Genomic DNA, 23,044 nt, shown 5'->3' with positions numbered 1-23,044 from the left:
GTTGGTGACCAGACCGGCGGTGGCGGAAGGCCTGTGGACGTGGACGCCCGGCCGTGGCCTGGCCCCGGCCCCGGACCAGGCGGCCGGGGGGCGGCTGCTCGCCGCGGACTCGTGGCTGGTGCGCGAGGGCCGGGTGCGGGCCCCTGCCCGGCACCGGGAGCGGTTCGCGCGGGCCTGCGGGGACTGCGGCGGACCGGAGCGGCGCCGGCTCGACGCGTTCTGGCAGGACGTGACCGCCTTGCTGCCGCGCACGGGCGAGTGGTTCCCGCGGGTGGAACTCGCGGCGGGCTCCCTGGAGTTGCGGCTGCTGCTGCGGCCCGCTCCGCCGCTCGGCACGGGGGTGCGCCTGTGGGCGGCGGGCCAGTCCGATCCACGGACCGTACCCCGCCGCAAGGGCCCGGACCTGGACACCCTGGCCCGGGTGCGCCGCCGGGCCCACGGCGAGGGCGCGGAGGAGGCGGTGCTGATCGCGCCCTCGGGCACGGTGCTGGAGTCGGCCACCGCCAGCGTGCTGTGGTGGGAGGACGACACCCTGTGCCTGCCGCCACCCCGGTTGCCCGTCCTGCCGGGTGTGACGGCCGGGCTGGTCCAGGAGCGGGCGCTGCGGTCCGGGATCCGGATCGCGCACCGGGAGCGGACCGTGGCCGAGCTGGACGGCCGTGAGGTGTGGCTGACGAACGCGCTGCACGGGATCCGGCCCGTCACGGCCTGGATCGGGCGGTCGATGCGGGTGCCTCCGGCGGAACGGGCCGGGGAATGGCGGAATTGGCTGGACAGCATGATGGAGCCGCTGCCGGCCGACTGAATCGAGGAAATGGAAACGCCGGGTCGAATTCGACCCGGCGCGCTTTACGCTGCCTTCTTCCGTATTTGATTCAGCTTTTCGGCGCCATACGCGTCGCTATCGCGATCCGGTTGTACGCGTTGATGACGGTGGCCGACCAGATGAGCGCCGCGATCTGTTTCTCGTCGAACACCTCGGCCGCCTCGGCGTACACCGCGTCCGGGACGCGACCGTCGTGGACGAGCGTCACCGCCTCGGTCAACGCCAGTGCCGCGCGCTCGCGTTCGGTGAAGAACGGCGTCTCCCGCCAGGCGTTCAGCGCATAGACGCGTTGCTCGGTCTCGCCCTGGGCGCGGGCGTCCCTGGTGTGCATGTCGATGCAGAACGCGCAGCCGTTGATCTGCGAGGCGCGAATCCTGACCAGTTCCAGCAGTTCCGGTTCGAGTTCGGCGTCCTGGGCCGCGGAAACGGCGGCGCTGTGCAGGGAGCCCATCGCGGCGGAGACGTCGGGGGTTGTTTTCTTCAGGGCCACGCGGGATAGGGAAGTGCTTTCACTCATGGGGTGACCATATCCGTTGCACGGCATTCCGGAGGGAAATTCGCGCGATTATCCGGGCAGTACCGCGCACAGCGCGTCCAGCGCCCCCGACCACGCGTGGTCCGGCGGTGTCCCGTAGCCGACGACCAGGGCGTCGGCCGGCTCCACGACCGAGGCGGCGTGCCGGTAGCGGGTCAGTCCGTGGACCGCCAGGCCCTGCCAGTGGGCCGCCTGGAGCACCGACCGCTCGGTGCCGGGCGGCAGCCGCAGCAGGACGTGCAGGCCGGCCGCGATGCCGGTGACCCGGGCTCGGCAGGCCCGGGCCGCGACGGCGGCGACCAGGGCGTCCCGGCGGCGCCGGTAGCGCAGGCGACTCGCGCGGACATGGCGGTCGTAGGCCCCGGACGTGAGGAACTCGGCCAGGGTCAGCTGGTCCAGCACCCCGCAGGTGTCGACCCCGCCCTTGGCCGCCGCGGTCTCCTTCGCGAGGTCCGGCGGGAGCACCATCCAGGCCAGCCGCAGTCCGGGGGCCAGGGACTTGCTCGCGGTGCCCAGGTAGACCACCCGGTCGGGGTCCAGGCCCTGGAGCGCGCCCACGGGCTGACGGTCGTAGCGGAACTCGCCGTCGTAGTCGTCCTCCAGGACCAGCCCGCCGGTGCGGCGCGCCCAGTCCACGACGGCCGCTCGGCGGTCGCGGTGCAGGGGGACGCCCATGGGGAACTGGTGGGCGGGCGTGAGGAGGACCGCGTCGGCGGCGGACAACGCGCCGGGGTCGGTGCCCAGCCGGTCGAAGGGCAGCGGGACCGTGTGCAGACCGGACGCGGCCAGGAGCCTGAAGTGCACATCGAGCCCGTACGACTCGACGGCGACCGTCCGTGCCCCGCGCGCCCGCAGGGCCGTGCCGAGCAGCTTCAGGCCGTGCGCCGACCCGGCGCAGATCACGATCCGTTCGGGGTCGGCGCGTACGCCCCGGACCCGGGAGAGGTAGCCGGCGAGCGCGGCGCGCAGCTCGGGGCGGCCGCGGGGGTCGCCGTAGTCGAGGGCGTGGTGGGGCGCGGCGGTCAGGGCGCGGCGGGCGGCCTTGAGCCACTGCGCGCGCGGGAAGGAGGCCAGGTCCGGGCTGCCGGGGCGCAGGTCGTAGGCGGGGCGGGTGCGTTCGCGGGGGTGGGGCGCCGTGCCGGCCGGCGGGACGACCCTCCGGTCGGCGACCCTGGTCCCCGAGCCCTGCCGGGCGGTGAGCCAACCCTCGGCGACCAGGTCGGTGTAGGCGTCGGCGACCGTGTTGCGGGCGATGCCCAGGTCGGCGGCGAGCGCGCGGGAGGAGGGCAGCCGGGTGCCGGAGGCCAGCCGGCCGGAGCGCACCGCCTCGCGCAGGGCGTCGGTCAGCCCGCGGCGCAGGCCCGGGCCGGTCGGCTCCAGGTGCAGGTCGATGCCCAAAGTGGCCCACTGTTCCGCCATGGAAATGGACCATACCCCTGGGCTGCTTCCGTCCTAGGGTCGAGGGCATGACGACGCACACCCCTGACACGACGACCGTGGAGTACGCCCCCGAGCAGCCCGCCCGCCTGGAGTGGGCCAAGCACGCGCCCGAGGTCTACAAGGCGATGGTCCGGCTGGAGATGGCCGCCCGGCAGGGCCTCGACCACAGGCTGTACGAGCTGGTGAAGATCCGCGCCTCCCAGATCAACCACTGCGCCTTCTGCATCGACATGCACACCAAGGACGCCCTCGCGACGGGCGAGAGCCTCGAGCGGATCGTGCAGCTCAGCGCCTGGGACGAGTCGCGGCACTTCTACACCGCGAAGGAGCTCGCGGCCCTGGAGCTGACGGAGGCCGTGACGGTCCTGACGGACGGGTTCGTGCCGGACGAGGTGTACGAGAACGCAGCCAGGCACTTCGAGGAGGCCGAGCTGGCGCAGCTGATCGCCGCGATCACGGCGATCAACGCCTGGAACCGGTTCGGGGTGACCTGCCGTATGGCGCCGGGGCACTACCAGCCGGGCCAGTACAAGTGACGGCTCGGACGCGGGTGCTCGACCCGGCGGTCGCCCGGGCCATGTCGGCTCTGAGCGCCACGGCGAAGAAGGGCCTCGGCGACCCGGCCCTGGCCGAACTCGTGGTGATCCGCGCCTCGCAGCTCAACCACTGCGCGTTCTGCCTGGACATGCACCTCGCGATCGCCCGCGAGTACGGGGTGAGCGAGAAGCAGCTCGACCTGCTGGCGGCCTGGGAGGAGGCCGAGGACGTCTTCGACGAGCGGGAGCGGGCCGCGCTGGCGCTGACGGAGGCGGTGACCCTGCTGACGGACGGGTTCGTGCCGGACGAGGTGTACGAGCGGGCCGCCAAGCACTTCGACGAGGCCCGGCTCGCCCATCTGATCGGCCTGATCGTCGCCATCAACAACTGGAACCGGGTGATGGTCAGCCGCCGGATTCCGCCGGGGGGTTACACGCCATGAGCAAGGCCGCGGTGTTCCGCGCTCTGCACCAGCACCGGGCGCCCGGCGATCCCCTGGTGCTGCCCGGCCCCTGGGACGCGGCCAGTGCCCGGGTGTTCGCCGAGGCCGGTTTCCCGGCGCTCGCCACGCCCAGTGCCGGGGTCGCCGCCTGCCTCGGCTACGAGGACGGGCAGGTCCCGGCCGACGAGATGTTCGCGGCGGTCGCCCGGATCGTCCGGGCCGTCGACATACCGGTGTCGGCGGACGTGGAGGGCGGGTACGGGCTCGCGCCGAAGGAACTCGTGGAGCGGCTGCTGGAGACGGGGGCGGTGGGCTGCAACCTGGAGGACTCCGTCGACGGCGTCCTCAGGGACCCGCACGAGCATGCCGACTGGCTGGCCGAGGTACGGGCCGCGGCCGGTAGCCGGCTCTTCGTCAACGCGCGCGTGGACACCTTCGCCCGCGGGGTCACCGACCCAGAACGGGCCATCGAGCGGGCCGCGTTGTACGTAGCTGCGGGCGCCGACTGTGTCTATCCGATCAAGGCCCCGCCGGAGGTGCTGCCGCTGCTGCGGGCCGGGATCCAGGGGCCGATCAACGTCGTGGCCGTCCCGGGCCACGGCCCCTCGCCCGCCGAACTCGGCGCGCGAGGGGCCACCCGGATCACCTTCGGGCCGGGACTCCAGCGGCAGGCCGCCCGCGCACTGCGGGAGATCGCCGCCGGCTTGCGACCGTAGGAACGCTCAGGACAGCCACTTCTTCCACGTGGAGCGGTGGCTGTCCACCCACTTCTTCGCCGCCTCCTCCGGCGTCATCTTCTTGTCGGCGATCATCAGGGAGACCTCGTTCTGGTCCTCGGTCGTCCACTTGAACTTCTTCAGGAAGGCCGCCGCCTTGCCGCCGTTCTTCGCGAAGCCCGAGTTCAGGTACTTCTGCAGCGGCGTGTGCGGATAGGCGCAGGCGACCTTCTCCGGGTCGGCGTCGCAGCCCTCCTTGTACGGCGGCAGCTTCACCTCGGTCATGGGGACCTTCTTGAAGAGCCACTGGGGCGTGTACCAGTAGGTGAGGAAGGGCTTCTTCTCCTTGGCGAACTGCCTCATCTGGGTGATCTGCGCCGCCTCGGACCCGGCGAACACCACCTGGTAGTCCAGCTTCAGGTTCTTCACCAGCGCCTTGTCGTTGGTGACGTAGGACGGCGAACCGTCCATCAGCTGGCCCTTGTCGCCGCTCTCCGGGGTGCGGAACAGGTGGGAGTACTTGTTGAGGTTCTTCCAGTTCGTGATGTCCGGGTGCTGCTTGGCGAGGTACGTCGGGACGAACCAGCCGATGTGGCCGGTGACGCCGAGTTCGCCGCCGGGGGCGATCGTCTTCTTGTCCTTGACGTACCGCTGCTCCTGCTCGGGGTGGCCCCAGTCCTCCAGGAGCGCGTCGACGCGGCCCTGGCTGAGGGCGTCCCAGGCGGGCACCTCGTCGACCTGGACGGTGTCGACGCGGTAGCCCAGCTCGTGCTCCAGGATGTACTGGGCGACGGCCACGTTGGCCTGGGCGCCCACCCAGGACTGCACGGACAGGGTCACGGTCTTGGCGCCCTGCGCGTTGGCGAAGGGCGAGGCCTGCTTGGTCATGTCGGCGGCACCGCAGCCGGTGAGCAGCGCCAGGGAGCTCAGAGCGGCGACGAGGGCCGTATTGCGGACTCGCATGTCACGCTCCCTTCTTCGCGCGGCGTTCGGTGGGCTGGGTCACCCGGTCGAGCATCAGGCCGAGGCAGACGATCGCCGCGCCGGCCACCAGACCGGTCGCCAGATCGCCCTGGGCGAGGCCGAAGACGACGTCGTAACCGAGCGCGCCACCGCCGACCAGGCCGCCGATGACTACGACGGCGAGGACCAGGACCAGGCCCTGGTTGACGGCGAGCAGCAGGGCCGGGCGGGCCAGCGGGAGCTGGACCTGCTTCAGCTGCTGCCAGCTGGTCGCGCCGAGCGAGCCGGAGGCCTCCAGCGCGGCCGGGTCGACCTGGCGCAGGCCCTGGGTGGTGATGCGGACGACGGCCGGGAGCGCGTACACGATCGCGGCCGCGACGGCCGGGGCGCGGCCGACGCCGAACAGGGCGACGACCGGGATCAGGTACACGAACTGCGGCATCGTCTGGAAGACGTCGAGGACCGGGCGCAGTAGCCGCTCGAGACGGTCGCTGCGGGCCGCCGCGATGCCGGTGGCGAAGCCGACGACGAGGGTGACGGCGACGGCCGCGAGGACCTGCGACAGGGTGTCCAGCGACGGCTGCCAGACGCCGAGGACGCCGATCGCGGCCATGGCGAGGACGGCCGTGAGCGCGGTACGCCAGGTGCCGATCACCCAGGCCAGGGCGGCGACGATCAGCAGGACCGACCACCAGGGCAGCCACTGGAGGCCGCCGCGCACCGGGTCGAGGACCCAGGTGGTGAAGTGGCCGGCCCAGTCGGCGGTGCCGCCGATGACGGGGACGCCGGAGTACAGGTGCGCGGTCATCCAGTCGACGGCGCGGTTGACGGGCTCGGCGATGCCGACGATCCAGGCTTCGGGCCAGTCGAGCCGGCCCGCGAAACGCCCGGCGACCGCGACGGCGACCACGCCGACGAGGGCGAGGAGCCAGCCGAGTCCGCTGCGGGGCTCCGGTTCGGCACCGAGCTTCTCCCCCGCCGCTCCGGTGACGCGGTCCAGGACGACGGCCAGCAGCACGATCGGGATACCGGCGGCGAGCGCGGCACCGACGTCGACCGAGGCCAGTGCCTGGTAGACGCGGTCACCGAGACCGCCCGCGCCGATGACGGCGGCGATGACGGCCATGGACAGCGCCATCATGATCGTCTGGTTGACGCCGAGGAGGAGTTCCTTGCGGGCCAGCGGGAGCCGGGCGGTCAGCAGCCGCTGCCGTGCGGTGGAGCCGAGCGACTCGACGGCCTCAAGCACCTCCTTGTCGGCGCCGCGCAGACCGAGCGAGGTCAGACGGGCCATGGGCGGGGCGGCGTAGATGACGGTGGCCAGGACGGCCGCCGGGACGCCGATGCCGAAGACCAGCACGACCGGCAGCAGGTAGGCGAAGGCGGGCAGCACCTGCATGGTGTCCAGGACCGGGCGCAGGACGCGGTCCATCCGGTCGGAAAGACCGGCGGCGAGCCCGAGCAGCATGCCGACGACGACCGACGCGACGACCGCGACGACCATCAGGGCGAGCGTCTGCATGGTCGGCACCCACATGCCGAGCAGGCCGCAGGCGAGGAACGCGACGGCCGTGCCGAGCGCGAGCCGGACGCCCGCGACGCGCCAGGCGACCAGCGCGCCCAGGGCCGTGACACCCGCCCAGCCGATGGCGAGGAGGGTGAGGTAGACGGCCCGTACGGCGATCACGACGACGTTGCTGACGTGGCCGAAGAAGTACAGGAACAGCGGGTGGCTGTCGCGGTTGTCGATGATCCAGTCGCTGGCCTTGGCGAGCGGCTCGGAGAAGTCGACGGTCAGTGCGCTCGGCCAGGCGCCGCTCGCCCAGCGGGCGTCGGCCAGCGGCACGAGGATCGCGGCGGCCAGGGCGAGCAGCAGCAGCTTGCGGACAGCCGGGTGCCTGAGGAGTCCGGGCAGGCCGATACGGGGCGGGGAGGCGGTGATGGTCGCCATCACACCGCCTCCTTGGGCTGCTCGGTCCCCGGCGGGGCGGGCTGCTCGGTGCCGGCGACGACGCCGAGCAGGGTGTCGGAGTCGATCATGCCCACGCAGCGGCCCTCGTCCATGACACGGGCCGGGGCGCCGGCGCGGGCGACCGCCTCGATCGCCTCGGAGACCGTCGCCTCGGGCCGGACCGCCGGTCCGCTGCCGTCCTGGTCCGCCGACGGGCGGCGCATGGCCGTGCGGACGGTCATGACCTGCTCGCGCGGGACGTCCCGGACGAACTCGCGGACGTAGTCGTCGGCGGGCGAGCCGACGATCTCCTCGGGCGTACCGAGCTGCACGACCCGGCCGTCGCGCATCAGGGCGATGCGGTCGCCCAGCTTGAGGGCCTCGTTGAGGTCGTGGGTGATGAAGACCATCGTGCGGCCCTCCTCCTGGTGCAGCCTGACGACCTCCTCCTGCATGTCGCGCCGGATCATCGGGTCGAGCGCGCTGAACGGCTCGTCGAACAGCAGGACTTCGGGGTCGACGGCGAGCGCGCGGGCGAGGCCGACGCGCTGGCGCTGACCGCCTGAGAGCTGGCCGGGGCGGCGCTGCTCCATGCCTTCCAGGCCGACCTTGGCGACGACCTCGGCGGCCCGTTCGCGCCGCTCGGCCTTGCCCATGCCCTGGATCTCCAGGCCGTAGGCGACGTTGTCGAGGACCGTGCGGTGCGGCAGCAGACCGAAGTGCTGGAAGACCATGGCGGCGCGGTGGCGGCGCAGTTCGCGCAGCCGGGAGCGGTCCATGGCGCGGACGTCCTCGCCGTCGATGGCGATGGTGCCGGCGGTCGGCTCGATCAGCCGGGTCAGACAGCGCACCAGCGTGGACTTGCCGGAGCCGGACAGGCCCATGACGACGAAGACCTCGCCCTTGCGCACGTCGAAGCTGACGTCCCGGACGGCGGCCGTGCAGCCGGTGCGGGCGCGCAGCTCGGCGGGGTCGAGGGCGGTGAGCTCGGGGTCGCCGGGAACGCGGTCGGCCTTGGGGCCGAACACCTTCCACAGGCCCTCCACCGCGAAGACGGGGGTGGTGTCCATGGTCTGCTCCGTGGGGGGTTCGAGGGTCGCGGTCACTTGGAACCACCACCGATCAGCTCGGCGGCCTTCTCCCCGACCATGAGCACGCCGATCATCGGGTTGACGGTGGTCATCGTGGGGAACACGGAGGCATCGGCGATCCGGATGCCCTCCAGGCCGCGGATGCGCAGCTCGGGGTCGACGACGGCCAGCCGGTCGTCGGCGTCGCCCATCTTGCAGGTGCCGGCGGGGTGGTAGACGGTATGGGCGACCTTGCGGGCGTACTCGCCGAGTTCCTCGTCACCGGTGACGTCCGGACCGGGGGCCACCTCGCGCTTGAGCCAGCCGGCCAGCGGTTCGGTCTTGGCGATCTCGCGGGCGATCTTGATGCCGTCGACGAGGGTGCGGCCGTCGTAGTCGTCCTCGTCGGTGAAGTAGCGGAAGTCCAGGGCGGGCTTGACCTCGGGGTCGGCGCTGGTCAGGTACAGCCGGCCGCGGCTCTTCGGCTTGGGGATGTTCGGGGTCATCGAGACGCCGAACTCCGGCCGCTGGTAGCCCAGTCGCTCCGGGTTGTCCGTGAACGGGATCTGGTAGAAGTGGAACATCAGGTCGGGGTGCGGCAGTTCGGGGTCGCGGCGCACGAACAGGCCCGCGTCCGAGTCCATCGCGGAGTTCTCCGGGATGGGGCCGTTGGTCTCCCACACGATGACCGACTCGGGGTGGTCGAGCAGGTTCTCGCCGACGCCCGGCAGGTCGTGCGTGACGGGGATGCCGAGCTTCTCCAGGTCCGCCTTCGGGCCGATGCCGGAGTGCATGAGCAACCGGGGCGAGTCGACGGCGCCGGCGCACAGCAGGACTTCGCCCCGGGCCTTGACGAGGATCTCCTCGCCGTCCTTGGTGCGCACGTGCACGCCCTCGGCGCGGTTGCCGTCCAGCTCCAGCTTGTACGCCCAGGTCTCCAGCAGGATCGTCAGGTTGGGGCGCTCGTCCATCACCGGGTGCAGATACGCCACCGACGCCGAGGACCGCTTGTTGTTCTCGGGGTGGTAGGCGAGGTCGAAGAAGCCGACGCCCTCGGTGAACGGCTTCTGGTTGAAGCCCTCCACGCGCGGCACGTCCAGCGCCGCCTGGGCCGCGTCGACGAAGTCGCGGGCGATGGCGTTCCGGTCCCGCTCGTCGACCGGGACGATGTTGTTGAGCAGGCGCGCGAAGTACGCCTCCATCTGCACCGCGCCCCAGCCCTTGGCGCCGGCGGCCTCCCACTCGTCCCAGTCGGCGGGCAGCGGCTTGAACGCGATCAGCGTGTTGTGCGAGGAACAGCCGCCCAGCACCCGGGCCCGGCTGTGCCGGATGTGCGAGTTTCCGCGTGGCTGCTCGGTGGTGGGGTAGTCGTAGTCGAGCTCGCCGCCCAGCAGGCCCATCCAGCGGCGCAGGGTCAGCACGTCGTCGCGGCCGACGTCGCTGGGGCCGCCCTCGATGACGGCGACGGAGACGTCGGGGTTCTCGGTCAGGCGGGAGGCGATGACGGAACCGGCGGTTCCGCCGCCTATCACGACATAGTCGTACTCGTGACTGGTGTGGGACATGGCGTGCTTGCTCCAGAGGGGATGAACCAGAGGGGGGCGAAGGGGGCCGGGCTCGAAGGGTGGTGAGGCCGGCGGGTCCGGGTGGAGGAGGTCAGCCCGCGAACCAGCGCACCGGCTTCGGCGCGAGGTTCTGGTAGACGTGCTTGGTCTCGCGGTACTCGGCGAGACCGGCCGGGCCGAGTTCGCGGCCCACACCGCTCTTGCCGAAACCGCCCCATTCCGCCTGCGGCAGGTAGGGGTGGAAGTCGTTGATCCAGATCGTGCCGTGCCGCAGCCGGCCGGCCACGCGCCGGGCGCGGCCCGCGTCGGCGGTCCAGACGCCGCCCGCGAGGCCGTACTCGGTGTCGTTGGCGAGGGCGACGGCCTCGTCCTCGGTACGGAAGGTCTCGACGGTGAGGACCGGCCCGAAGACCTCCTCCCGCACGACGCGCATCTCGCGGTGGCAGTGGTCGAGGACGGTCGGCTCGTAGAAGTAGCCGTTCTCCGGGCGCTGCGGGGAGGGCGCGGGGCGCTTGCCGCCGGAGCGCAGCACGGCACCCTCCTTGAGGGCGGACTCGACGTACATCTCGACCTTGGCGCGCTGCTGCTCGGACACCAGCGGGCCGCACTCGACGCCGTCCTCGGTGCCGCGGCCGAGCCGGATCTTCTCGGCCCTGCGGGCGAGTTCGGCGACGAACCGGTCCCGCACGGACTCCTCGATGATGAGGCGGGCGCCGGCCGAGCAGACCTGGCCGCTGTGGATGAAGGCGGCGTTGAGGGCCTGGTCGACGGCGGTGTCGAAGCCCTCGTCGGTGGCGCAGGCGTCGGCGAAGACGACGTTGGGGTTCTTGCCGCCGAGCTCGAGGGCGACCTTCTTGACGGTGGGCGCGGCGGCCTGGGCCACCTTGGTGCCGCTGATCAGGCCGCCGGTGAAGGAGACCAGGTCGACGTCGGGGTGCTCGGAGAGCCGCGCGCCGACCGAATGACCCGGCCCGGTGACGATGTTGGCGACTCCGGCGGGCAATCCGGCCTCGACGAGCAGCTCGATCAGCGCGATGGTCGTCATCGGGGTGATCTCGCTCGGCTTGACGACCAAGGTGTTGCCGGCGGCCAGGGCCGGGGCGATCTTCCAACTGGCCTGGAGCAGCGGGTAGTTCCACGGCGTGATCATCGAGCAGACGCCGATGGGCTCGTGCACGACGACGCTGTGGATGTCGGGCGAGCCGGCGTCCACGACCCGGCCGGGGCTCTCGGCCGCGACCAGGTCGGCGAAGTACCGGAAGGCGTCGGCGACGCAGTCGATGTCGACGCGCCCTTCCTCGACGGTCTTGCCGGCGTCACGGCTCTCCAGCAGCCCGAGCTGCTCGCGGTCGCGCACGAGCAGGTCGGCGACGCGGCGCAGCAGCGCGGCCCGCTCGGCGGCCGGTGTGCGCGGCCACTCCCCCTCGTCGAAGGCGCGCCGGGCGGCGGCGATCGCCAGATCGGTGTCCTTCTCGTCACCCTCCGCGACCACGGCGAACGGCAGGGCGTCCGCGGGGTCGAGGATCTCGCGCGTGGCGCCGGAGACGGCCGCACGCCATTCCCCTCCCGCGTGGATGGTGCTGCGCGCCTGCAGTTCGTTGCTTTCCGCCATGATCGCTTTCGCCTTCCGTTCCTGATCAGCGCCCCTGTGTCACAGACGTGTCACTAAGAGACCGAGTGCGCATGCCCTGGTCCCCCGGATGCATGCGCGATCGATGGCCGAAAGTGCGCTGTGTCACTGGAGATGCGGGCAATCAGGGTGAAAGCAGGCGCGGATCAGGCGTGGCGACGTCAGATGGTGCGAAGTCGGATCATGCGAGGTCGGATCGTGCGAGGTCGGATCGTGCGAGGTCGACGAGCGGGCGCCGCACGCTCGGGGACCGGCCGTCGCCGGTGGTGTACGCGGCGAGCCGGCCGGCGTCGCTCCCGGCCGCTCGGCGAGGACCGACTCCGAAAAACGCCCGCAGGCCCCGTACCGGACGGAACCGGTGCGGGGCCTGCGAGGGAACGCGGAGAGACTCCGGTCGGAGGAGACGGACGAGTCCTACGACTCAGATGAGGCCGAGGCCGCGGACCGCCTCGCGCTCCTCCTCGAGCTCCTTGACGGAGGCGTCGATCCGGGCGCGGGAGAACTCGTTGATCTCCAGGCCCTGGACGATCTCGTACTTGCCGTCCTTGCAGGTGACCGGGAAGGAGGAGATCAGGCCCTCCGGGACGCCGTAGGAGCCGTCCGACGGGATGCCCATGGAGACCCAGTCGCCCTCGGCGGTGCCGTTGACCCAGGTGTGGACGTGGTCGATCGCGGCGTTGGCGGCGGAGGCGGCCGACGAGGCGCCACGGGCCTCGATGATGGCGGCACCGCGCTTGGCGACGGTCGGGATGAAGTCCTCGGCCAGCCACTTCTCGTCGTTCACGACCTCGGCGGCGTTCTTGCCGGCGACCGTGGCGTGGAAGATGTCCGGGTACTGGGTGGCGGAGTGGTTGCCCCAGATGGTGAGCCGCTTGATGTCGGCGACCGTGGAGCCGGTCTTCTTCGCGAGCTGGGTCAGGGCGCGGTTGTGGTCCAGACGGGTCATCGCGGTGAACCGCTCGGCCGGTACGTCGGGCGCGGCGGCCTGGGCGATGAGCGCGTTCGTGTTGGCCGGGTTGCCGACGACGAGGACCCTGACGTCGTCCGCGGCGTGGTCGTTGATCGCCTTGCCCTGCGGCTTGAAGATGCCGCCGTTGGCCTCCAGCAGGTCGCCGCGCTCCATGCCCTTGGTGCGGGGGCGGGCGCCGACGAGCAGGCCCACGTTCGTGCCGTCGAAGGCGACGTTCGGGTCGTCCGTGATGTCGATGCCCTGCAGGAGCGGGAACGCGCAGTCGTCCAGCTCCATGGCCGTGCCCTCGGCCGCCTTCAGGGCGGGCGTGATCTCCAGCAGGCGCAGCTTCACCGGCACGTCCGCGCCGAGCAGCTGACCGGAGGCGATGCGGAAGAGCAGGGCGTAACCGATCTGGCCGGCCGCGCCGGTGACGGTGACGTTCACGGGAGTGCGGGTCATGGCGTTCTCCGTATGACAGCTGGCGGTGGGGCGTCCCTGCCCCGGACGTTTGATCGATCTCTTGGCGTCAAGAGATCCATCCAGCGGTCAGGCTATCGCGCATCCGGGATCCCGGACGGCCGGGTCGGTGTGGCCCACCCCACAACTCACCCCGCACCCGTACAAAAGGCGGCCGCCCGTCCGGGAGAGGTGGACGAAGGCGGCCGCCGGGGGGGAACCGACCAAGCCGGACTCCCGTGGGGGTACGGTTCGCGTGCCCCCGATTCCGCCGGGCAATCCTCCCTCCCCGAAATTCCCTCCCGACCGGGCCTCCTGCCACCGCCTCCGGCGCCTTGGACAGCCCGCCCCGGGCGCTACGGCCAGATGCTGCGGGTCCCCCCGAACGCGAGCGACCCGCAGCGTGCCGCGGATCCCGGCACCTCGCCCTGGAAGCCAGACACCCACCGGGGGCAAGGCGACCCACCGCATGCCGGTCACCCCCGGATCCCACCCTCCCGGCCGAATCCCAGTCCCCCGGCCGGAAGCCACGCGGCCCGTCAGGCGCCAGGCCACCCGCCCCATCCCAAGCACCCCCGGATTCGACGCCCCCTGCCGAAGGCCAGGCTCCCTCCGGAAGCCACGCGGCCCGTCAGGCGCCAGGCCACCCGCCCCATCCCAAGCACCCCCGGATTCGACGCCCCCGGCCGAAGGCCAGGCTCCCTCCGGAAGCCACGCGGCCCGCCAGGCGCAAGGCCACCCGCCGGGTGCCAGGCGACCCGCCACGTGCCAGGCACACCCGAAGCCACACACCCCGGGCGCCAGGCCACCCACCGCATGCCAGCACCCGCCGATTCCCGGGCCTCTGGGTGCCGGAAGCAGGCACCCGCCAGGTGCAAGACAACCCGCCACATGCCGGGCACCCCCGGATCCCACTCCCCCGACCCGAAGCCACACACCCGCCAGGCACCAGACCACCCACCACATGCCCGCACCCGCCGAATCCCAGCCCCGGCCGGAGGCCAGGCTCCCTCCGGAAGCCAAACGCCCCGCCAGGGCCAGGCACCGACCGGATTCCACTGCCCCCGGCCGACACCCACGCGCCCCACCAGGGCCAGGCAGCCCTCCTACTCGGTGCGGTCGTCCTGTTCCGTCTACTCCGTGCAGCCCTGCTGGCCGGAGGCCAGGGTTGCGCAGGCCTTGGCGTCGGTGGCGTTCTTCACCGAGACCATCGGGGTGTAGGCGATCGTGTCGCCGGCGGCGGTGATGCTTCCGGTCTGCTTCGCCTTGCCCCCGCTGACCTGGACCTCGTCACCCTGTGCCGCCTGGGTGATACGGCCCCAGGCAGCCTTGCAGGTCTCGCTGTAGCGGACCTCGACGACGGTCGTGCCGACGGTCGCGGTCTGGGCCGTGGTCACCAGGTCACCACTGCACCCCATGCTCTCCGCGTCCTTGCCGGTGCAACTGTCGCCGCTGCACTTCACGCCGGGCGGCAGATCCGGGTTCGTGCTGGCGGTCGGCGCGGGCGACTTGGTGCCGCCCTTGGCCTCGTCGCCGCCACCGCCACCGGTGAGGTAGAACGCACCGGCGATCACCACGAGCACACCCACGACACCCGCGAGGAACGTCGCGGTCCGCCGCTTGCCGCCAGAGCGCCCAGAGCGCCCAGAGCCCCCAAACCCACCAGTGCCACCAGAACCGCCGGCACCAGCGGCGCCCGCCGGGACGGCGTCCTGCGGGGGTGCGCCGTACAAGCCCGCCCCGGCACCCGACGTCCGGCCGGTTCCGGTTCCCGTGCCGGCGGCATGCCCGCGGCCCTGGGACGGGCCCTGGTACCCGGCCATTCCCCACGAGTTGGCCCCGGTCGCACCGCCCCGGCCGCCGCCGTCCTCCCGTACACCGCTGCCCGTGGAGTCCTGGACCTCGGGAGCCGTCGGCTGCGGCGGCACGGTCGGGGCGACGCCGGCCGGGCCCGCGATCCCCGGCGTGGCCGTGGCGCTGCCGCTTCTGCGGGCCGGCCGGCCGCCGCCCGCGGAGGCCGACTTGCCGTCGCCCTTGGAGCCGGCCGAGGGGCTCCCGAAGTCCTGCCCTCCGAACTCCCCGAGCGCGGCGCGCGCCTGGGAGATCCGTATGGCCTCCATCGTCATGTCGTGCCGCATCTCCGAGCGGCTCCAGGCGCGCTCGGCGAGCTCCCACATGGTGGTCAGGTGCATCGGGTTGGTCCCGGTCACCTCGGCCAGCGCCACGATCGCGCCCTTGGGCGCGAGCAGCCGGCCGTTCAGATAGCGCTCCCACGACGTCTTGCTGTAACCCGTGCGGTCCGCCACCGACGCGATGCTCAGACCACTGCGGTCCACGAGTCTGCGCAGCTGGCTGGTGAACTCCCTGATCTGCGGATCGAGCTCATCCGGCAAGGCCCTCCAACGAGGCATTGCTTCCCCCCTCTTCCCCCCGGTCGTGCTTTTGTTTCCCGCGCTGTTCGCCCCGCGCGTTGGCGGCCTTGGCCGAGTCCCCGTTCTGGCTACCCACAGGGATGCGCCCACTCAGGATCTCAGTTCCCTGAGCGGGGGCGCACAGAAGCACGGGAGCCGCGCGCGATACACCCTGGACCGTCCCGATTGTCCATGCCAACCCCGTGGTTGCACCACTTCGTGCCGAATCTGCCGAAGGAAGTACCGCAACCAGTACCGGAACCGTCACTTCCGTGCCACAGCGCTCTGACAGCCGTTGAACAGGCTCTTCGCCGTGCAGGAAGGTGGGCCGTGGCGGCGGCCCGTCCTTCCTCGGGGGAGAGGACGGACCGCCGTCCGGTCACTCGCTGGTGACCGTGAAGTGCAGCGTGTCCTTCAGGAACGGGATCTGGAGCCAGGGTTTCGGCTGCGCCATCATCGCCAGCAGGACGATCACCAGGCCCATGACGCCGTACGTGACGATGTCCGTGAACCGGGAGCGGACGGCGAGCATGCCGACGTCCGGCAGCAGCCACCGCATCACGCCACCGCCCAGCAGGGCGATGCCGATCAGCAGCGTCCCGAGCCGGAACTGACCGAACGCGGTCACCAGCAGCCCGAGTCCCACCAGCCCCAGCACGGCGAGGACGGGCCACTGCCGGGCCGGCGCGAACGCGTCCCCGGACGCGGCCCGGCCACCGCCCTCGGGCCGCGCGGTGTCCTTGGTGAACAACGGAAACCGCCGGGTGACCCGCCGCGGCCGCCCCTCGGCATCGGGCGCGCTGACGGGATCCCGCACGGTGAGATCGCTGTCCTCGTCCCGCACCGCCGGCTCGGCGTCACCGTCGCGCGCACTCGGCGCGTCCTGTTCGCTCTGTACGGCCTGCGCGCTCCGGACGGCCGTGACACCCTCCGCGCCCGCACCGTCCTGCGCGCTCCGGCCGGCCGGGGCACTCTGCGTGTTCCCGGCGCCCGAGGCGCTGCCCGCGCTGCGCGCGTCCCGTTCAGCCGACACTGCGCTCCGCCGCCTCGACCACGTTGACGAGCAGCTGGGCGCGGGTCATCGGGCCGACCCCGCCGGGGTTCGGGGAGATCCAGCCGGCGACCTCGGCCACGTCGGGGTGGACGTCGCCCACGATCTTGCCCTCGGCGCTGCGGGAGACGCCGACGTCGAGGACGGCCGCGCCCGGCTTGACGTCCTCGGCGCGGATCAGGTGGGCGGAACCGGCCGCGGCGACGATGATGTCCGCGTGCTTGAGGTGCGCCGACAGGTCACGCGTGCCGGTGTGGCACTGGGTCACGGTCGCGTTCTCGCTTCGCCGGGTCAGCAGCAGCGGCATCGGCCGGCCGATGGTCACGCCCCGGCCGACCACCACGACCTCCGCGCCCTTGATCTCCACGCCGTAGCGGCGCAGCAGGGTCAGCACGCCGTTGGGGGTGCAGGGCAGCGGGGCCGGCTCGTTCAGGACCAGGCGGCCGAGGTTCATCGGGTGCAGGCCGTCCGCGTCCTTGTCCGGATCCATCAGTTCCAGGATGCGGTTCTCGTCGATGCCCTTGGGCAGCGGCAGTTGCACGATGTAACCCGTGCAGGCCGGGTCCTCGTTCAGCTCGCGGACGGCCGCCTCGATCTCCTCCTGCGTCGCCGTGGCCGGCAGCTGGCGCTGGATGGAGGCGATGCCGACCTGCGCGCAGTCACGGTGCTTGCCGGCGACGTACTTCTGGCTGCCGGGGTCGTCCCCGACCAGGATCGTGCCGAGGCCGGGCGTGACGCCCTTCTCCTTCAGCGCCGCCACGCGGGCGGTCAGATCGGACTTGATCGCGGCTGCGGTGGCCTTGCCATCGAGAATCTGGGCGGTCATGGCCCCATCCTCGCGGATGACCCGCCCGCGGTTCCAATCCGGCCGCAATCCGGGCACCGCGGGGCCCGTCCTCCCGTATCCGCCCATGATCAGTGATGTTGCACTTGCACAACACATCGGGAATGCGGCTGGACAAGCCCGTCAGTGGTGAAGAACGATGACCTGACAAGTGCCGCGGGCAGCTCAACGGGGGGACGGCCGCAATCTGAAGACATCACCTCCGTACGGATGCCACGCGTCGTCCCCGCACTCGGACCAACGGAGGAAAGCCCCCATGAGCTACGGCGACCCGAACAACCCCTACGGCGCTCCCCAGGGACAGCCGCAGCAGCCGCAGCAGCCGGGCTACGGCTACCCGCAGCAGCAGGGGCAGGCCCCCGGTTACGGCTACCCGCAGGCCCCTCCGGTGTCCCCCTACGGCGGGCCCGCCGCGCCGACGACGATGCCGGGCTCGGTGGGCGCGGCCAAGGTGATGATGTGGGTGATCGTCGGTCTGCAGGTCCTCGGCGTGGCGTTCTTCGCCTTCGCCGCCGTGGCCCTCAACGCCGCGAAGGACGACGAGTCCCTCAAGGACAACGTCGCTTTCCAGGACCTGGTCGGCCAGTCGACCGGCGTGATCTGGGGCTACGTGGTGTTCGGCCTGGCCTGGCTGGTGTTCGCGGCCGTCCTGGCGACGAAGTTCAAGAACGGCGGCAACGGCGCCCGCGTCACCATCCTGGTCTTCGCCATCATCACCGCCGTCCTCGGCATCTACCCGTTCATCCTCGTGGGTCTGGTGCACACCGTCCTGGCCATCCTGGTCGCGGTGTTCGTCGGCAACGCGAACGGCAAGGCCTGGTTCAACCGCCCCCGTTACTGAACGGACCCGGCGAGCGGACCAGTTCACGCCAATCACATCCAAGGGCCGTGTCTCACCCGTACGAGGGGAGGCACGGCCCTGGTGCGTCGCCCTAGTCTGGCGGTGGTAGCCGTCAGGCACGGGGAGAGCACCTTGTACAGCATCATCGTGGTACCTCCGCCGACCACGGAGGACGAGCGCGACCGCAGCCAGATCAGACTCGCGCCCGGCGAACGCCTCACGTTCGGCCGGTCCGCGTCCGACAACGACCTCCGCATCACCCACGACGGAGTCTCCCGCCGGGCCGGTGAGATCACCGCGCAGGGCGCCTTCTGGATCCTCAGCAACCTCAGCCGCGAACAGACCTACGTGGTGGAGAACCCGGAGGGCGCGGGCGAACACATCAAGGTCTCGCCCGGGCGGCTGGACGCGCCGATCCCCTTCGAGTTCTCGCGGATCGTGCTGCCCGCCGCCGGCGACCTGCTGGCGCTTCAGGTCTGGGCGCCGCGCCACGACTACCTGAGCGGCACGGGCGGCCTCGACGGCGCCACGACCGCACCGGCCTTCTCCCTCGACCGCAGCAAACGCTACTTCGCGGTCCTGGCCGCCCTGTGCGAACCGCGCCTGCGCGGCACCCCGCACGCCCCGCTGCCCACCATCGACCAGGTCGCCGACCGCCTGCGCCCCACGTGGCCGGCCGCGTCCCGCACGTCGGTGCAGTGGAACATCGACTACCTCGCCGTGAAACTGCGCCTCAAGCCGGGCCCGGAGAGCGCGGACACCGGCCCGCGGCTCAACGGCAAGAAGGAGTCCCTGGTCTCCCTGGCGCTCCGCTTCGACCTGGTCCGCGAGGACGACCTGGGCGTCCTGGCCGGCCCGTCGGGCCGGGTGACCCGGTGACCGAGCCGTACGCCGTTGCGGTGCCGAAGGGTTACCGGATCGGCGTCTGGGAGGTGCGCGAGCCCCTCGCGACCGGCGCCTTCGGCAGTGTGTACGCCGCCCGGCGCACCGGGGAGAGCACGGAACTGCCCGCGACGGCCGCCCTGAAGTTCCTGCCCACGGGCACGGCCACGCCCCGCCGGCTGACCCATCTGCGCGAGCTGATCGAGCGGGAGGTCGAGCTGTACCGGCGGCTGAAGCAGCCGCGGCTGGTGCGGATGTACGAGACGCTGACGGTCGACGACCCGGGCCGCCCGGAGCTGGACGGCGCCACCGTCCTCGTCCTGGAGCGGGCCGAGGGCTCCTTGTCCGCCCTGCTCACCGCCACGCCCCGGCCCGAGGCCGGTCCCGCGCTGCTCGCGCAGATCTGCGAGGGCCTGGCCCAGTTGCACGACGCCGGCTGGGTGCACGGCGACCTGAAGCCGGCCAACGTGCTGCTGATGGGCGACGGTTCGGTCCGCCTCGCCGACTTCAACATGGCCGCCGAGCTGGAGGGCACCCACGCCTACACCCCGGCGTTCTCCACCCCCGACTACACCCCGCCCGAGCTCCTGTGGACCGAGATCGGCGAACGGGGCCGCCGGATCCGCCCGTCCGCCGACGTATGGGCCTTCGGCGTCCTCGCGCACCTCGTCCTCACCGACTCCTTCCCGCTGCCCGGCTCGACCCCGACGGCCCGCCGTGACGCGGCCGCCGCCTACGCCCGCGGCACCGACGAGCTGCGTCTGTCGCCCGAACTGCCCGATGACTGGCGGCAGATCATCTCCGCCTGCCTGACCCGCACCCACCAGGACCGCATCTCCGGCGAGACCCTGCTCGGCCGGGTCCGGGCGGCCGCCGGGACGGGCCACCGCTCCTTCCGCCTGCCCCGCCTGCGCCCGGCCCGCCACCGCTCCCGCCGTACGGCGGTCCTGGCGGCCGGTGTCGCCCTCGCCGCCCTCGGCTACGGCGTCGCCACCTGGGCCGATCCCGGCGACGGCGGCGGGGGCAAAGCCGGCGAGACGCGCAAGGTGACGCCCGCCACCTACGGCGCCTCCGAACTGCGCACCGACAAGGGCGTCCCGGTCGCCTACCGGCGGCTCATCGTCGACTCGGCCCACGACTGCGTCCAGCCGGAGATCACCCCGGCGCTCATCGCCGCGATGCTGAAGGTGGAGAGCGACTTCGACCCCGATCTCTCCGACCCGGACGCGGGCAAGGAGGGCGAGTACGGCATCGCCCGCTGGACCCCGAGCATCCTGCGCTGGTGGATCAGAGCCGACGGCGTCCCCGCGAAGGAGACCCCCAGGCCGCCGCTCACGCCCTCCGAGTCCGTCCCGGCCATGGCCCGCTACCTGTGCTTCGCCGAACCGCGCCTGGAGACCGGACTGCGCGGCGACCGCCGGGTGCTGGTCGCCGCCGCGTACCGGACGTCGTACAAGACGGTGAACGACGCGGGCGGCGTTCCCCCGAAGTACCGCGCCTACGCCGCCCGCGTCGCCCACTACCTCAAGGAGTACGCCCCGCCCGGCAAGAAGTGACCCTGAGAGGTCTGAGGTTTCCTCGTCGTCCCGGTCCCGGCACGGTGGAAGCCGTGCACCTGCGGGTGGCACGACCAGCGGCCTCCGGCCCGCTCGGGGGAGGGCCGGAGGCCGCCGCACCGGCGCCGATTTCTCTCACAAACCCTTCACAGGCGCGCTGTATCAGGCGCGATGCTTCGTACTCGTTCAAAACCGTCCCATACCCTTCCACTCGTCAGACCGGGGGCTGTGCCCCCCTGGCGTCATAGGAGGAGGGGGACGACTCCATGTACAGCGTCATCGTCGTACCACCGATGTACGGCAGCGCGGAGGGACAGGTCAGGATCGCCGCGGGCGAACGGCTGACGTTCGGCAGGGCCGGGACGGACGGCGGACTCCTGATCGACCACGAAGGGGTGCCCCGGGTCGCCGGAGAGATCACGGCACACCGGTCCTTCTGGCTCCTGAGCAACCTCAGCGAGGACCAGACCTACGTGGTGGAGAACCCGGAGGGCGCGGGAGAACACCTCAAGATCGCGCCGGGCCGCGTCGAAGCCCCGGTGCCGTTCGAGTTCTCGCGGGTGGTCCTGCCCGCCGCGGGAGACCTGCTCACCTTCGACGTGTGGGCGCCACGCCACGCCTTCCGCAGCGTCGACCGCCGGGGACTCCCCGGCGCCGCCACGGCACCGGCGTTCGCTCTGGACCGCACCAGCCGCTATTTCGCGGTGCTGGCCGCCCTGTGCGAGCCCCGGCTGCGCGGGAAGCCGCACGCGTCGCTGCCGGCGGTGGAGCAGCTGGTGGAGCGGTTACGGGGCGTCTGGCCGACGGTCACCCGGTCCGCCGTGTACTGGAACATCGACTACCTGACCCTCAAACTGCGGCTGCGCCCCGGCCCCGACACCGCCGAGCCCGGTCAACGCGTCAACGGCAAGAAGGAGTCACTGGTCTCGCTCGCGCTCCGCTTCGACCTGGTCCGCGAGGACGACCTGGTGGTGCTGGCCGCCCCGGCCGGCGAGGTGGTCCGATGACCGGCCGGTCGTACGCCGTCACCGTCCCGAAGGGCTACCGCGTCGGCCGGTGGGAGGTGCGCGAACCCCTCGCCTCCGGCGCCTTCGCCACCGTGTACGCGGCCCGGCCCGCCGGGGAAGGGGGCCTGGAGCTGCCCCGTCGGGCGGCCCTGAAGTTCCTGCCCACCGGCACCCGCACCCCACGCCAGCTGCGACACCTGCGGGAACTGGCCGAGCGCGAGGTCGAGTTGCTGGGCCGCCTGCGAGCGCCCCGGCTGATCCGGATGTACGACACCCTGACGGTCGACGACCCGGGGCATCCGGAGCTGGACGGCGCCACGGTGCTCGTGCTGGAGCGGGCCGAGGGCTCCCTGGACGCCGTACTGGAACACGAGCCGCAGCCGGAGTCGGGCACGGCCCTGCTCGCCCAGATCTGCGAGGGCCTGCACCAGTTGCACCACGCGGGCTGGGTGCACGGCGACCTGAAACCCGCCAACGTGCTGCTGATGGAAGACGGTTCAGTCCGGCTGGCGGACTTCAACATGGCGGCGGAACTGGAGGGCACGCACGCCTACGCACCCGCCTTCGCCACGCCCGACTACACACCACCGGAGCTGCTGTGGCCCGAGATCGACGAGCGGGGCACCCGCATACGCCCCTCCGCCGACGTCTGGGCCTTCGGCGTGCTCGCCCATGTCGTCCTCACGGGCTCCTTCCCGTTGCCGGGCGGAAGCACTCAGGCACGCACGGACGCGGCGACGCGGTACGCGCGCGGTACCGAGGAGTTGCGCCTGTCTCCCGAACTCCCGGACGCCTGGCGGGAGATCGTCCGGGACTGCCTGGCCCCCACGCACGCGGCGCGCGCCGCCCGGGTTCCTGACACCGGCGCACTGCTGCGCCGGGTGGAGGAGGCCGCGGGCACCTCCCCCTCCGCCCGCCTGCCGAGGCTGCGGCCCCGGGGGTGGCGGCGTCCGGTGCTGGTCGCGGTATTCGCGGCGACGGCGGTGCTGGGCGGGACCGCGGTGACGTACGCTCTCCGTGACGATCCCCCGGCCGCCGCGGCACCGCCCAGCTGCGAGAAGCCGGCGGTGTACGAGGACGAGGAGCACGGCGTCGGCTACACCGCGGGCTGGAACAGCACCTGGGACTTCACCGTCAAGCGGGGCGAGGGCGGCAGCCAGGTCCGTGAGGCGCAGTGCCTGCTCCGCTATCTGCACGGCATCACCGCGGTCGGCGAGGTCGACGGGGACTTCGGCCCGCTGACGCACGACGCGGTGATGACGTTCCAGAAGCGGGAGGGGCTGGAGTCGGACGGGGTGGTGGACGCGCGGACGTGGAGCGCGCTGCGGAAGGCCGACGAGGTCTGACCTTCCCCACAACCCGCGCGGCT

Annotated in this window: 20 protein-coding genes; 9 read left to right on the top strand and 11 right to left on the bottom strand. The window is 72.1% G+C overall.

The window, feature by feature from the left end:
* Positions 1-4: 4 nt before the first annotated feature.
* Positions 5-805 (top strand): aminotransferase class IV, encoded by an 801-nt coding sequence (locus PV963_RS28455; protein WP_274818691.1) that lies wholly within the window; start codon positions 5-7, stop codon positions 803-805.
* Between the two features lie 70 nt (positions 806-875).
* On the opposite strand, the gene PV963_RS28450 is transcribed toward PV963_RS28455, so the two are convergent.
* Together PV963_RS28450 and PV963_RS28445 are read right to left on the bottom strand one after the other, a co-directional pair.
* Entirely contained in the window at positions 876-1,343 is a 468-nt protein-coding gene (locus PV963_RS28450) for a carboxymuconolactone decarboxylase family protein (RefSeq protein WP_274818689.1), read from the bottom strand.
* 48 nt (positions 1,344-1,391) lie between these two features.
* Complete coding sequence (locus PV963_RS28445) at positions 1,392-2,780, bottom strand: PLP-dependent aminotransferase family protein (protein WP_274818688.1); 1,389 nt, start codon at positions 2,778-2,780, stop codon at positions 1,392-1,394.
* A gap of 47 nt (positions 2,781-2,827) precedes the next feature.
* Between PV963_RS28445 and PV963_RS28440 the strand changes: the two genes are divergently transcribed.
* From PV963_RS28440 to PV963_RS28430, 3 genes are read left to right on the top strand one after another with little or no spacing between them, the layout of a single operon-like run.
* A complete protein-coding gene (locus PV963_RS28440; protein WP_274818686.1) occupies positions 2,828-3,337 on the top strand; it encodes a carboxymuconolactone decarboxylase family protein in 510 nt (169 codons plus the stop codon).
* Positions 3,334-3,780 (top strand): carboxymuconolactone decarboxylase family protein, encoded by a 447-nt coding sequence (locus PV963_RS28435; protein ID WP_274818684.1) that lies wholly within the window; start codon positions 3,334-3,336, stop codon positions 3,778-3,780. Before PV963_RS28440 ends, PV963_RS28435 begins: the two co-directional genes overlap by 4 nt.
* Positions 3,777-4,496, top strand: coding sequence for an isocitrate lyase/PEP mutase family protein (locus PV963_RS28430; RefSeq protein WP_274818683.1), 720 nt, complete (start codon positions 3,777-3,779; stop codon positions 4,494-4,496). The genes PV963_RS28435 and PV963_RS28430 overlap by 4 nt, the downstream gene beginning before the upstream one ends.
* 6 nt (positions 4,497-4,502) lie before the next feature.
* Here PV963_RS28430 and PV963_RS28425 read toward each other — a convergent pair whose 3' ends face one another.
* The 9 genes from PV963_RS28425 to PV963_RS28385 all read right to left on the bottom strand — a co-directional run bounded on the left by PV963_RS28425 (position 4,503) and on the right by PV963_RS28385 (position 17,371).
* Entirely contained in the window at positions 4,503-5,459 is a 957-nt protein-coding gene (locus PV963_RS28425) for an ABC transporter substrate-binding protein (RefSeq protein ID WP_274818681.1), read from the bottom strand.
* A 1-nt stretch (position 5,460) separates the two neighbouring features.
* Positions 5,461-7,410 carry an ABC transporter permease gene (locus PV963_RS28420; RefSeq protein WP_274818679.1) on the bottom strand — a complete coding sequence of 650 codons (1,950 nt, stop codon included), beginning with the start codon at positions 7,408-7,410 and terminating at the stop codon, positions 5,461-5,463.
* Positions 7,410-8,480: a quaternary amine ABC transporter ATP-binding protein gene (locus PV963_RS28415; protein ID WP_274818678.1), complete on the bottom strand. Its 1,071-nt coding sequence runs from the start codon at positions 8,478-8,480 to the stop codon at positions 7,410-7,412. Before PV963_RS28415 ends, PV963_RS28420 begins: the two co-directional genes overlap by 1 nt.
* Positions 8,481-8,512: 32 nt before the next feature.
* Positions 8,513-10,045, bottom strand: coding sequence for a GMC family oxidoreductase (locus tag PV963_RS28410; protein WP_274818676.1), 1,533 nt, complete (start codon positions 10,043-10,045; stop codon positions 8,513-8,515).
* Between the two features lie 91 nt (positions 10,046-10,136).
* On the bottom strand, positions 10,137-11,657 hold the full coding sequence (locus PV963_RS28405) for an aldehyde dehydrogenase family protein (protein ID WP_274818674.1): 1,521 nt from the start codon (positions 11,655-11,657) through the stop codon (positions 10,137-10,139).
* A 439-nt stretch (positions 11,658-12,096) separates the two neighbouring features.
* Positions 12,097-13,086: a malate dehydrogenase gene (locus PV963_RS28400; protein WP_190195844.1), complete on the bottom strand. Its 990-nt coding sequence runs from the start codon at positions 13,084-13,086 to the stop codon at positions 12,097-12,099.
* A 1,130-nt stretch (positions 13,087-14,216) separates the two neighbouring features.
* Complete coding sequence (locus PV963_RS28395; RefSeq protein ID WP_274818671.1) at positions 14,217-15,476, bottom strand: helix-turn-helix domain-containing protein; 1,260 nt, start codon at positions 15,474-15,476, stop codon at positions 14,217-14,219.
* Positions 15,477-15,873: 397 nt separating this feature from the next.
* A complete protein-coding gene (locus PV963_RS28390) occupies positions 15,874-16,527 on the bottom strand; it encodes a DUF3017 domain-containing protein (protein ID WP_274818669.1) in 654 nt (217 codons plus the stop codon).
* Entirely contained in the window at positions 16,517-17,371 is an 855-nt protein-coding gene (locus PV963_RS28385; protein WP_274818668.1) for a bifunctional methylenetetrahydrofolate dehydrogenase/methenyltetrahydrofolate cyclohydrolase, read from the bottom strand. Before PV963_RS28385 ends, PV963_RS28390 begins: the two co-directional genes overlap by 11 nt.
* Positions 17,372-17,645: 274 nt before the next feature.
* Here PV963_RS28385 and PV963_RS28380 point away from each other — a divergent pair, with 274 nt between their 5' ends.
* The 5 genes from PV963_RS28380 to PV963_RS28360 all read left to right on the top strand — a co-directional run bounded on the left by PV963_RS28380 (position 17,646) and on the right by PV963_RS28360 (position 23,021).
* A complete protein-coding gene (locus PV963_RS28380; protein ID WP_274818666.1) occupies positions 17,646-18,230 on the top strand; it encodes a hypothetical protein in 585 nt (194 codons plus the stop codon).
* Between the two features lie 132 nt (positions 18,231-18,362).
* Complete coding sequence (locus PV963_RS28375) at positions 18,363-19,109, top strand: FHA domain-containing protein (RefSeq protein ID WP_274818665.1); 747 nt, start codon at positions 18,363-18,365, stop codon at positions 19,107-19,109.
* Positions 19,106-20,668 (top strand): protein kinase domain-containing protein, encoded by a 1,563-nt coding sequence (locus tag PV963_RS28370; protein WP_274818663.1) that lies wholly within the window; start codon positions 19,106-19,108, stop codon positions 20,666-20,668. The genes PV963_RS28375 and PV963_RS28370 overlap by 4 nt, the downstream gene beginning before the upstream one ends.
* 266 nt (positions 20,669-20,934) lie before the next feature.
* The gene (locus PV963_RS28365; protein WP_274818661.1) at positions 20,935-21,675 is read left to right on the top strand and encodes an FHA domain-containing protein; all 741 of its coding nucleotides are present in this window, start codon (positions 20,935-20,937) and stop codon (positions 21,673-21,675) included.
* A complete protein-coding gene (locus tag PV963_RS28360; RefSeq protein ID WP_274818659.1) occupies positions 21,672-23,021 on the top strand; it encodes a serine/threonine-protein kinase in 1,350 nt (449 codons plus the stop codon). Before PV963_RS28365 ends, PV963_RS28360 begins: the two co-directional genes overlap by 4 nt.
* The last annotated feature ends 23 nt before the right edge of the window (positions 23,022-23,044 follow it).

The organism is Streptomyces coeruleorubidus, assembly GCF_028885415.1.
In the GTDB taxonomy this organism is placed as follows: domain Bacteria; phylum Actinomycetota; class Actinomycetes; order Streptomycetales; family Streptomycetaceae; genus Streptomyces; species Streptomyces coeruleorubidus_A.
Note: the sequence above shows the minus strand (reverse complement) of the source record. Positions and strands in the feature narration are given on the sequence as shown.